At 41.3% G+C, this 12232-nt stretch carries 8 protein-coding genes, 2 tRNA genes, 1 rRNA gene, 1 riboswitch and 1 other annotated feature; of the genes, 4 read left to right on the top strand and 7 right to left on the bottom strand.

What is annotated here, in order from left to right:
- Positions 1–20 precede the first annotated feature (20 nt).
- The 4 genes from BN997_RS06525 to BN997_RS06510 form a co-directional block, all read right to left on the bottom strand.
- Positions 21–93: transfer RNA gene (locus tag BN997_RS06525), tRNA-Ala, on the bottom strand.
- A gap of 20 nt (positions 94–113) precedes the next feature.
- Positions 114–190 (bottom strand) — tRNA-Ile (locus tag BN997_RS06520).
- Between the two features lie 76 nt (positions 191–266).
- Positions 267–1828, bottom strand: a 16S ribosomal RNA gene (locus BN997_RS06515).
- Positions 1829–2283: 455 nt separating this feature from the next.
- Complete coding sequence (locus BN997_RS06510; RefSeq protein WP_042530715.1) at positions 2284–2592, bottom strand: rhodanese-like domain-containing protein; 309 nt, start codon at positions 2590–2592, stop codon at positions 2284–2286.
- 120 nt (positions 2593–2712) lie between these two features.
- Between BN997_RS06510 and BN997_RS06505 the strand changes: the two genes are divergently transcribed.
- Positions 2713–3471, top strand: a complete 759-nt coding sequence (locus tag BN997_RS06505) for a hypothetical protein (protein ID WP_042530713.1) — start codon at positions 2713–2715, stop codon at positions 3469–3471.
- 414 nt (positions 3472–3885) lie between these two features.
- On the opposite strand, the gene leuS is transcribed toward BN997_RS06505, so the two are convergent.
- Positions 3886–6300, bottom strand: a complete 2415-nt coding sequence (gene leuS, locus BN997_RS06500) for a leucine--tRNA ligase (protein ID WP_042530711.1) — start codon at positions 6298–6300, stop codon at positions 3886–3888.
- 110 nt (positions 6301–6410) lie between these two features.
- Positions 6411–6634, bottom strand: a binding site (T-box leader).
- Positions 6635–6872: 238 nt separating this feature from the next.
- On the opposite strand from leuS, the gene BN997_RS06495 reads away from it, so the two are divergent.
- Positions 6873–7445, top strand: a complete 573-nt coding sequence (locus BN997_RS06495; protein WP_042530709.1) for a tRNA 5-(aminomethyl)-2-thiouridylate-methyltransferase MnmM — start codon at positions 6873–6875, stop codon at positions 7443–7445.
- An 8-nt stretch (positions 7446–7453) separates the two neighbouring features.
- Here the strand turns inward: BN997_RS06495 and BN997_RS06490 are convergent, their stop codons facing one another.
- Positions 7454–7843 (bottom strand): hypothetical protein, encoded by a 390-nt coding sequence (locus BN997_RS06490; protein WP_042530708.1) that lies wholly within the window; start codon positions 7841–7843, stop codon positions 7454–7456.
- A gap of 503 nt (positions 7844–8346) precedes the next feature.
- Between BN997_RS06490 and BN997_RS06485 the strand changes: the two genes are divergently transcribed.
- Positions 8347–8874: a gamma carbonic anhydrase gene (locus tag BN997_RS06485; RefSeq protein WP_042530706.1), complete on the top strand. Its 528-nt coding sequence runs from the start codon at positions 8347–8349 to the stop codon at positions 8872–8874.
- A 54-nt stretch (positions 8875–8928) separates the two neighbouring features.
- Here the strand turns inward: BN997_RS06485 and metK are convergent, their stop codons facing one another.
- A complete protein-coding gene (gene metK, locus BN997_RS06480; RefSeq protein WP_042530704.1) occupies positions 8929–10128 on the bottom strand; it encodes a methionine adenosyltransferase in 1200 nt (399 codons plus the stop codon).
- Between the two features lie 168 nt (positions 10129–10296).
- Positions 10297–10402: riboswitch (SAM riboswitch) on the bottom strand.
- A 183-nt stretch (positions 10403–10585) separates the two neighbouring features.
- Between metK and pckA the strand changes: the two genes are divergently transcribed.
- Positions 10586–12172, top strand: coding sequence for a phosphoenolpyruvate carboxykinase (ATP) (gene pckA, locus BN997_RS06475; protein WP_084612869.1), 1587 nt, complete (start codon positions 10586–10588; stop codon positions 12170–12172).
- Positions 12173–12232: the final 60 nt, after the last annotated feature.

The following is a 12232-nucleotide window of genomic DNA, read 5'->3' as shown; positions in this document are numbered from 1 at the left end:
TAGTTTTCAAGGTACAAAAATGGAGCCTAGCGGGATCGAACCGCTGACCTCCTGCGTGCAAGGCAGGCGCTCTCCCAGCTGAGCTAAGGCCCCATAAATATAATATAATTAGATGGTGGGCCTGAGTGGACTCGAACCACCGACCTCACGCTTATCAGGCGTGCGCTCTAACCAGCTGAGCTACAGGCCCATCTAAATATGATAGAGAATTGCTCTCTCAAAACTGAACCAAACAACCACGTACGAATTCCGTTATATATCCTTAGAAAGGAGGTGATCCAGCCGCACCTTCCGATACGGCTACCTTGTTACGACTTCACCCCAATCATTCGTCCCACCTTCGGCGGCTGGCTCCAAAAGGTTACCTCACCGACTTCGGGTGTTACGAACTCTCGTGGTGTGACGGGCGGTGTGTACAAGACCCGGGAACGTATTCACCGCGGCATGCTGATCCGCGATTACTAGCGATTCCGGCTTCATGCAGGCGAGTTGCAGCCTGCAATCCGAACTGAGAACGGTTTTATGGGATTTGCTGGACCTCGCGGGTTCGCTTCCCTTTGTTCCGTCCATTGTAGCACGTGTGTAGCCCAGGTCATAAGGGGCATGATGATTTGACGTCATCCCCACCTTCCTCCGGTTTGTCACCGGCAGTCACCTTAGAGTGCCCAACTAAATGCTGGCAACTAAGATTAAGGGTTGCGCTCGTTGCGGGACTTAACCCAACATCTCACGACACGAGCTGACGACAACCATGCACCACCTGTCACTTTGTCCCCGAAGGGAAAACTCTATCTCTAGAGCGGTCAAAGGATGTCAAGACCTGGTAAGGTTCTTCGCGTTGCTTCGAATTAAACCACATGCTCCACCGCTTGTGCGGGTCCCCGTCAATTCTTTTGAGTTTCAGCCTTGCGGCCGTACTCCCCAGGCGGAGTGCTTAATGCGTTAACTTCAGCACTAAGGGGCGGAAACCCCCTAACACCTAGCACTCATCGTTTACGGCGTGGACTACCAGGGTATCTAATCCTGTTCGCTCCCCACGCTTTCGCTCCTCAGCGTCAGTTACAGACCAGAGAGTCGCCTTCGCCACTGGTGTTCCTCCACATCTCTACGCATTTCACCGCTACACGTGGAATTCCACTCTCCTCTTCTGCACTCAAGTCCTCCAGTTTCCAATGCACGTTTGCGGTTGAGCCGCAAGATTTCACATCAGACTTAAAGAACCGCCTGCGAGCGCTTTACGCCCAATAATTCCGGACAACGCTTGCCACCTACGTATTACCGCGGCTGCTGGCACGTAGTTAGCCGTGGCTTTCTGGTCAGGTACCGTCAAGGTACGATCAGTTACTATCGTACTTGTTCTTCCCTGACAACAGAGTTTTACGATCCGAAAACCTTCATCACTCACGCGGCGTTGCTCCGTCAGACTTTCGTCCATTGCGGAAGATTCCCTACTGCTGCCTCCCGTAGGAGTCTGGGCCGTGTCTCAGTCCCAGTGTGGCCGATCACCCTCTCAGGTCGGCTACGCATCGTCGCCTTGGTGAGCCGTTACCTCACCAACTAGCTAATGCGCCGCAGGCCCATCTGTAAGTGACAGCAAAAGCCGCCTTTCAACTTTCCATCAGGTGATAGAAAGTGTTATCCGGTATTAGCTCGCGTTTCCGCGAGTTATCCCAGTCTTACAGGCAGGTTGCCTACGTGTTACTCACCCGTCCGCCGCTCGTTCCACGAACTTCCCTCCGAAGAGTTCCGTTCGCTTCCCGCGCTCGACTTGCATGTATTAGGCACGCCGCCAGCGTTCGTCCTGAGCCAAGATCAAACTCTCCATAAAAGTGTTTGAAACATTAGCTTTCAGAAGTCAACTTCTGACTTATTTTTTAAGAAAAACGAGGTTGTCTTTCTTCTTTCGTACTGGTTGTTTTGTTCAGTTTTCAAAGAGCAATTTGTTGCTGTTTCAAATCAGCAACTTTATTAATATATCAGATAACCAATGCTGCGTCAACAACTTTTTTATAAAATTATTTTTACAAAATCGCTAACTCAACGCTGGAAATTTATTATAGCATTATCGACAAATTAAGTCAACACAAAACGAGAAAATTTCTTTTTATCTAATGAAGGGATTAAATAAAGCTGTATTATGTCCTTTTTTGTACTCCCTTCATTAAATTATAAATCTCGTATTGTCTGGTTACCTTACTCCTGCTCAGCATAAAAATCCCGCGGGAATTTATTTTCCCGCGGAATATCCTCTATAGAGTCTATAAATTCGTCACGCTTATGGAATTATTTAATAATAATTTCTCCATCCCACTCCAGCATTCCGCCGCTCATGTTTGATACATTAAACCCTTGCTCTTGTAAAAAAGCGGTTGCGTTATGGCTTCTTCTTCCAGACCGGCAAATCATAATATATTCCTTATCTTTATCTAATTTCTCATAAGCAGCCGGTATATCGCCTAAAGGAATATGCAAAGCATTTTCAATGATTCCTTGTGCTACTTCTTCATCTTCTCTGACATCGATCAACTGAATATTATCGTTTTCTCTGATAGTATCCACTTCTGCCGGTGTAAGCTCTTTTATATCTGCCATTTTCTCTCATCTCCTTCTGTTTTCCTTCTTTATTATATTAAATGCATTATGAATAGGATTCAAATCGTTTGATTAAACTAAGGCAAAACTTAATTATTTTATGAATAGAAGGTGTTATTGATGGCTTATATCAGTTTATTGTTTTTAGCTCTCTTTTTCGCTCCGGCAGAAGCAGCTTCGAATGATGCGATGCTAATCCAAACGTATGAAGAGGATGTTACAGGAGATGGAGAGAAAGAGCTGTTAGAGTTAAAAGGAAAATTATTTGCTGCAGATGGTGTTTATTATCAAGATATTTGGGTTGAAATTTCCAGCCCCTCTACTGATAAAACATGGCGGATAAACTATGGTGGAGGATACGATCCCGAATTACATTTTGCAGAATTAACTCACAACGGTGTCATGGATATTCTTTATCAGAGTCCTACCGGCGGAAGCGGCGGATTATATACTTCTCAGTTAAATCAATGGGAAAAAGATGATTTTATCGAGCTTCCACTGCCAGTAGAGCAGCCCGTGAAAGGGGAATTTATGGATGGTTTTCGAGTGTCCATTCAATTGCTTCCAGATGAAGACCCCATCATTTTAGATGTCTCGGGCCAAAAAGAAGAATATATCCGTTTAAAGCTATACGATGAGCAGGGTAAACTTCTGGAACCTACAACACTTATGATTGATCCTGTTGCATTTTTTGACATCATTGACTTAGACGATGAAGGTCAAAAAGGTCTTAAGAGCTTTCAGCAAATAAGTGGTGCTTATCATGCAGACGGAATTGGAACCGTGGAATCGATTTGGATGTATGATGAGGGGAAATGGATGCTGCTAGAAACAGACTTGCAAACAGATCTTCCGCGTTTGGATAATTCCTCCAGTTAGTATTTTTTATCACTAGCGTTGCATAAAAAAATAAATGCAAAAGTAAGCAATATGCTTTGTAAATTTTGATTTATTATTGTAATTTTCAGATATAGACAATGTCTTATTTTAAAAAAAGACAATGGGTATGCAAGGTAGCCCTTCATCCATTTTCTGAATTTTATACGAGCTCCTTATAATTTGGGATTTGGACAGGACTACCATTCCCTTATTATAAGGTTTTTTTATGGATATTTGTATTGAAAACTCCCATTATTCCTAATTTTCCAATATATTGTTTTTCTTGACTTTTGGTTAAAAACTTTATGCAACGCTAGTGATTTTTTATAAAGAAAACATAGAAAAACCGGACTATAATCAATTTCTGCCAAGCGAATTTTGATTATAGCCCGGTTTTCAGTTAGAGAAAATGGATTAATTAGCTACAACATTAACAAGTTTATCTGGAACAACAATCACTTTTCGAATTGTCTTCCCGTCCAGCCATTTTTTTATACTTTCTTGATTTAAAGCCATTTTTTCAAGGTCGTCTTTTTCAGTACCTGCTGGAACGCTTAGTTTCGCACGTACCTTGCCCATCACCTGCAAAACAACTTCCACTTCTTCTTCCACCAGCTTCGATTCATCGTAAGCAGGCCAGCCAGCAAGGCTTATAGAATCTTCATTGCCCAGCTTTTGCCAAATCTCTTCACACATATGCGGAGCGACTGGAGAAAGAAGCTTCACAAAGCCTTCTGCGTAATTTTTCGGGATTGATTCTGCTTTGTAGCATTCATTTACAAATACCATCATTTGAGAAATACCTGTATTAAAGTGAAGATTCTCAAAGTCCTCTGTCACTTTCTTAACCGTTTCATGATAAACCTTATCTAATTCTGTTGCAGCTTCATCTGTAATCTTATCTGTTAATGAATTATCATCATTGATATACAGTCTCCAAACACGATCCAAGAAACGCCGGGAGCCATCTAAACCATTTGTTGACCAGGCAACAGAAGCATCTAATGGTCCCATAAACATTTCATACAATCTTAGCGTATCTGCGCCATGAGAAGAAATAATATCATCCGGATTAACAACATTTCCTTTTGATTTACTCATTTTCTCATTACCTTCTCCAAGAATCATCCCTTGGTTAAATAATTTTTGGAAAGGCTCCTTCGTGGAAACAACTCCAATATCATAAAGGAATTTATGCCAGAAACGTGCATATAACAAGTGAAGCACAGCATGCTCTGCTCCGCCGATATATATGTCGATTGGAAGCCATTCCTCCAATGCTTTTGGATCAGCAAGCTGTTCCGTATTATGCGGATCAACATAGCGCAGGAAGTACCAGCAGCTGCCGGCCCATTGCGGCATCGTATTTGTTTCTCTTCTGCCCTTCATTCCTGTTTTCGGATCAACTACATTTACCCAATCTCCATTCGTGGCAAGCGGAGATTCTCCAGTTCCCGATGGTTTAATCTCGGTCATTTCCGGAAGTTCCAATGGAAGCTCCTCATCCGGCACAGCAGTCATGCTGCCATCTTCCCAATGAATGATTGGAATCGGCTCTCCCCAATAACGCTGCCTTGCAAAAAGCCAGTCACGCAAACGATACGTGATTTTCTTTGTCCCTTTTTTATTTTCTTCCAGCCATTCAATCATTTTAGAAATAGCCTCATCTTTATCCAGTCCATCCAAAAATCCAGAATTAACATGGGGTCCGTCTCCTGTATAAGCTTCCTCTTCTATATTTCCGCCAGCGACTACTTCTCTGATTGGCAAATCAAACACAGAAGCAAATTCATAGTCACGCTCGTCATGTCCAGGAACTGCCATAATTGCTCCGCTTCCGTAACTCATCAATACATAATCTGCTACCCAGATCGGCATCTTCTCTCCATTAACAGGATTAATCGCATAGGCTCCCGTAAATACACCTGTTTTTTCTTTGGCAAGATCCGTACGTTCTAAATCAGACTTCGTTTGTACGTCATGCAAATATTTTTCCACAGCTTCTTTTTGTGCTGCGGTTGTAATTTTTTTAACAAAATCATGCTCTGGTGCCATAACAGCATACGTTGCTCCGAACAATGTATCCGGACGTGTTGTAAATACAGTAAAGGTTTCCTCATGTCCTTCAATGGAGAAGGTCACCTCAGCCCCTTCGGAACGCCCAATCCAGTTACGCTGCATTTCCTTCAGGCTTTCCGGCCAATCCAATTCTTCCAAATCAGAAAGCAGTCGATCTGCGTACGCCGTTATTTTAAGCATCCACTGCTTCATCGGTTTACGAACTACCGGATGCCCCCCGCGTTCACTCTTCCCATCAATTACTTCTTCATTGGCAAGCACCGTTCCAAGAGCAGGACACCAGTTGACAGCCACTTCATCCATATAAGCCAAATCATTTTCATAAAGCTTTTTGAAAATCCATTGTGTCCACTTATAATAATGAGGATCTGTTGTATTGATTTCCCGGTCCCAATCATAAGAAAAGCCTAACTCTTTAATCTGTCTCTTAAAGGTTTGAATATTTGCTTCTGTAAATTCTTTAGGGCTGTTTCCTGTATCAATGGCATATTGCTCTGCCGGAAGTCCAAAAGCGTCCCAGCCCATCGGATGCATGACCTCATATCCTTGCATTCTTTTCATTCTGGCTAAAATATCAGTTGCCGTATAACCTTCCGGGTGGCCAACGTGCAGCCCCTGGCCGGATGGATAAGGGAACATATCAAGTGCATAAAATTTCTCTTTATTAGAAAATGTATTTGTTTTGAATGTTTGATTGTTATCCCAATATTTTTGCCATTTTCTCTCGATTTCCTGATGTTGAAAGCTCATTATAATCCTTCCTTTCGTCCTGACTCTTGTATCGTTCAATCACATACGGCACGGACATCTATATCCCGATTTCTTATAAAATCAGGTATAAAAAAAGCCACTCATCCCAATGAAGGGACGAGAAGCTGTGTTTATTCCCGCGGTACCACCCAAATTAACGCTAAGAAGCGCTCGCTTGACATCGGTAACGTTGATGAAACGACAGTAACTACTCTGATTTCATTACTGCAAACTAAAAAGGTGAGTTCATACGTCTATCAGTAGCAGTTTTCACCACCCACTGCTTCTCTAAAACTGATAAAACCTATTACTAATCCTTTTTCATCGTCTTTCGTTTTATGATAGATACTGGAATTATAATGAAATAAATATTCCGTGTCAAGTTGACCTGACGTATCTTACTTCTTAGTATACACTTATTTTTATAATTGGAAACCATATCACGAGGAAAAATATAATACAGACTGTTGACTATTCAATTGGAAGCGGAGCAATAAACATTTTACCGTTTTTCTTGTTATAATGAAATACAGCATATTTCCATTGGAAAAAATACAGAAGGAGACAGTAACATGCTATTAAATGTTTTAACCTGCGCACATGCACTTTTAAAAGAAAGCCTGAAAGAAGGAGATACAGCTATCGACGCGACCTGTGGAAACGGATATGATACATTATTTTTAAGCCAGACTGTCGGCCCTTCCGGCAAGGTATATGGATTTGATATCCAGGAGCAGGCCATTCAAAATACGAAAGCGACACTTTACGAAAATGACTGTCATAATGTAACCCTTATTCAGGACAGCCATGAAAAGATACATAGCAATATTAAAGAAGAAATTTTTGGCGGCGCTATTTTTAACCTTGGCTATTTGCCAAAAAGCGATAAATCAATAGTCACAAAAGCGCCCTCCACCATCGCCTCGGTTGAAGCGATATTGAAAAAACTGAAAACAAACGGTCTGATCGTTCTGGTTATTTATTATGGACACCCGGGCGGCGGGGAAGAAAAAGAAGCGGTTCTTTCTTACGCTTCACAATTAAATCAAAAAGAATATCAAGTGCTCAGGTACCAATTTATCAATCAGCAAAATCAAGCACCTTTTTTAATTGCTATCGAAAAAAAGAAACGCTCTGCATCATAGAGCGTTTCTTATGCAATTCCTAAAAATAGTAATCGAAAGAATAAATTTAAGAAGTGCCCGGCTGTCATGATAATAAATATAATAAATGAAATCATGAGCACACGGGAGCGAAGTGTCTTATATTTTTTGGGATAGGGAATCCAAATATAAGCTGATACAACCATGAGCGGGACAGAATATAAATATCCAAATAGATAAACCCAGTCGCGCAATGCAGAAAGGTCACCCAGTTCAGGGTCTTGCAGGCTGTTCAACTGATTCATATATCCGGCTGCAAAAATAATAGTTAGCAAAATAAAATAACCAAATGTTGTCAGACGCAGCCATTTTTGCTCATCGCTTATCAGTATATAGACACCGATAAAAAATAAAATCCCTATTACAATTTGAATCAACATGAAAGTACAACCCCATTTTTAACGATAAATCAGTTCTCTGCGCCACATGCAAAACTTTCTCTCTCTGTAAAAGTCCGCCTGTTTGTATGGATGTCCCATTATCCATAGCGAGATTAAAACAGATTTATACAATTACTTATTCCAGTTATGACTGGAACATCTGTTACTGCTCCCATTGTCAAATCAACAACGTGGAAATTACTTAGAATAGCATTTCTGTTTATCTCTTTATGTTATTACTATCCTTAAGTAACCAGCTTATTTATTCTACCATAAAAAGATGCGTATCTGTAGAGGATAAAAAGAAATAAATCTACATTCAAACTTATTATCCACATCAAACAAATGACTTAGAATATATGCCTACAATTAGGAGATTACGATAGGAATAACAAGTCTTTCTCCTTCATTCAGTACTAAAATCAACTCATTTAGAACTGCCTTTCCAGATAATATTTCCTTTGATATACTTTAATCAATATGACTGAGTTGGAGGAATACAAATGATTGAATCATATAAAGGAATAACCCCGTCTATTGATTCTGCCGCATTCATTGCCAAAAATGCAGTAATCAACGGAGACGTGACGATTGAAGAAGAAGCAAGTATTTGGTTTCATACGGTGATTCGCGGTGATGTAGCACCGACAAAAATAGGTAAGCGTACCAATGTCCAGGATCTCTCTATGCTGCATCAAAGTCCTGATATGCCGTTAATTCTTGAAGATGATGTCACTGTTGGACACCAAGTCACCTTGCATTCAGCAATTATACGCCATCATGCGCTGATTGGCATGGGGTCCATTATTTTAGATGGCGCAGAGATCGGGGAGCATGCTTTTGTCGGCGCAGGAAGTCTGGTGCCGCCGGGCAAAAAAATACCGCCCCGCACATTAGCTATGGGTAGGCCGGCTAAAGTGGTTCGTGAATTAACCGATAAAGACTATCAAGAAATGGACCGCATCCGTAAATCCTATGTGGAAAAAGGACAATATTATTTAAAAGAAACAAACATGGGCGGAAATGAGTAAAACCATCCTATTCCAAAGAAAAACGTCAGGCATCTTCAAACACCTGACGTTTTTTTATTTTGCAGTCAACGCTTTTAATTCTTCGACTTTATCTGTTTTTTCCCATGGGAATGTAATATCTGTACGTCCGAAATGGCCGTAAGCAGCTGTGTTTTTAAAGATTGGCCTTCTTAAATCAAGCATGCGGATAATACCTGCCGGACGCAAATCAAAAAGCTCCCGGACTGCTTCCACTAATCTCTCTTCACTGACTTCCCCTGTACCGAACGTATTGATTGAGATAGAAACGGGCTGTGCAACGCCAATCGCATAAGCCAGCTGAACCTCACAAGAATCAGCAAGACCTGCAGCAACAATATTTTTAGCAACATAACGGGCCGCGTATGCAGCAGAACGATCCACTTTCGTTGCATCTTTACCGCTAAAAGCGCCGCCGCCATGTCTGGCATAGCCTCCATAAGTGTCTACAATAATCTTTCTTCCGGTCAAGCCGACATCGCCTTGCGGACCGCCTAAAACAAAGCGCCCGGTCGGGTTAATATAGTACTTTGTTTTTTCATCCAGTAATTCACCGGGTACAACAGCTTCGACAACATGTTTAATAATATCCGCTTCGATTTGTTCATTCGTAATATCCGGATGATGCTGCGCGGAAATGACAACCGTATCTACACGCAGCGGCTGGTTATCTTCACCGTATTCAACGGTTACCTGTGTTTTCCCGTCTGGACGCAGATAGCCGATAATCTCTTCCTTCCGGACATCTGCTAATCTTTTGGATAAACGGTGTGCTAAAGAAATTGGTAAAGGCATCAGCTCTTCAGTTTCATTACATGCATAACCAAACATTAATCCCTGGTCACCGGCACCAATTGCCTCGATTTCTTCTTCGCTTTCTTGTCCTTGTCTTGCTTCCAGCGCAACATCCACACCGCCGGCAATATCAGGAGACTGCTCATCAATAGCAGTCAATACAGCACATGTTTCTGAATCAAAACCATATTTTGCCCGTGTATAGCCAATTCCTTGTACTGTTTCACGTACAATTGCAGGAATATCTACATATGTACTTGTAGAAATCTCTCCGGCAACTAAAACAATTCCAGTTGTAACCGTAGTTTCACAAGCTACTCTGGCATTCGGATCCTTCGAGAGAATCTCATCCAGAATAGCGTCTGAAATTTGGTCAGACATCTTATCCGGATGCCCTTCAGTAACTGACTCAGAAGTAAATAAACGACGATTTGCAGCCATAAGGCTAACTCCCCTTCTCCAATAATGTTACGGAACTCTATTTCAATATAAATTTATCATTCCACCCAATGTGGTTTCATTTTTTAGAGGATATTTAAAAAGTCTCCTAAAAACAAAAAAACCTCTCCTTCAAAATATATGAGGAAAGGAAAACTTATTGGCCTTTCGCTCTTATTGTTCAAGGAATGATCCTTGCATCAGGTTAGCACCTTTCACTTCAAGTGAGGTTGCTGGGCTTCATCGGGACTGTCCCTCCACCATCTCCAAATAAGAGTATCCGTTCAATATTTAGATTAACGAAACAAGCCTCTCCTGTCAACCTTATTATCATTTGTGACAGAAAAAATAATTTTTCATAAATTAGTATGGACTATTATATTTAATGTGTTATACTAATAAACATATTTCAAGATAAAATCAATTCTAAACCATTAATTAAGGAGTGAATAATTGCTTTATGAAAATATTGCGGAGAAGTATACTGGAGGAGCTCACTTTAACTAATATTTACAGCAACTATTCTGTTGGCCAGCTTATTGAAAAAATTATTCATCGTGATGAAGCAAAATTAACATCTACTGGCGCGGTCCGTGCCACCACTGGAAAATACACGGGACGTTCTCCAAAAGATAAATTTATTGTAAAAGATGCTTTGTCAGCGGATAAGGTAGACTGGGGAAATGTTAATCAGTCTATTGAAGAGGAAGTCTTTAATCAGCTGCTGGGCAAAGTGATTGCCTATCTAGATAACCAAGAGGAAATTTTTCACCTGCAAGCTTATGCGGGTGCGGATGAAAAATACAAACTGCCTATTCAGGTAATCAATGAATACGCTTGGCATAATTTATTCGCAAGACAATTATTTATTCCTGTTGAAAAAGACATGGAGCAATTACATGAAGCTGATTTTACAGTAATCTCCGCTCCCGGTTTTAAAGCAGACCCGGAAGTTGACGGTACAAACTCCGAGGCTTTTGTTCTCATTTCCTTTGAACAGCGCATTGTGCTTATCGGCGGAACAGAATATGCTGGAGAGATAAAAAAATCTATCTTCTCTGTAGCTAATTTCCTGCTCCCTGAGCAAAATGTTCTGTCCATGCATTGCTCCTCTAACGTTGGAGATGAAGGCGATGTTGCTTTATTTTTCGGGTTATCCGGAACTGGAAAGACCACACTTTCAGCTGACATTGACAGAAGATTAATCGGTGATGATGAGCATGGCTGGAGTGACGAGGGTGTCTTTAATATTGAAGGCGGCTGCTATGCAAAATGCATTAATTTATCCGCAGAAAAAGAACCGCAAATCTTTGATGCGATCCGCTACGGATCTGTTCTGGAAAATGTCGCCTTGGATGAAGATACACGCGTCCCGGATTATGATGATACTTCGTTAACAGAAAATACACGGGCAGCTTATCCATTAGAAAATATTGATAACAGCTTAGAGCCAAGTGTGGCTGGACATCCAAATACAATTATTTTCCTGACCGCAGATGCTTCCGGTACTTTGCCGCCAATCAGTAAATTGACAAAAGAGCAGGCAATGTATCATTTCTTAAGCGGATACACGAGCAAACTGGCTGGTACAGAACGTGGTGTAACTAAGCCTGTAGCTACATTCTCAGCATGCTTCGGATCTCCGTTTTTACCATTAAATCCATCTGTCTATGCAGAAATGCTCGGAGAAAAAATTGATAAATTTGATGCAAATGTATTTCTGATTAATACTGGCTGGACCGGCGGCATGTTCGGTGTGGGAACGAGAATGAAATTATCCTACACGCGTGCGATAGTGCATTCCGCTTTAATCGGCGAGTTAAATGACGCGGAAACAACAACAGATGAAATTTTCGGATTGGCTATTCCAAAATCCATTCCAGGTGTTCCTGATGAAGTGCTTGTTCCTAAAAATGCTTGGGCGGATAAGGAAAGTTATGAATTGGAAGCTAAAAAATTAGCTGGAAAATTTCATATGAATTTCGAGAAATTCACGGAAGTCAGCGAAACAATTCAACAGGCTGGTCCGCTGTATCGTCCAGTATAATCAAACAGCTTCTCCAAAATAGCATATTCACGCGTTAAAAGGGTAAACTCCAATTTGGAT

The sequence above is a fragment of the Oceanobacillus oncorhynchi genome (assembly GCF_000821065.1).
GTDB classification, from domain to species: Bacteria; Bacillota; Bacilli; order Bacillales; family Amphibacillaceae; genus Oceanobacillus; species Oceanobacillus oncorhynchi.
This window is presented reverse-complemented; position numbering and strand designations above follow the sequence as displayed.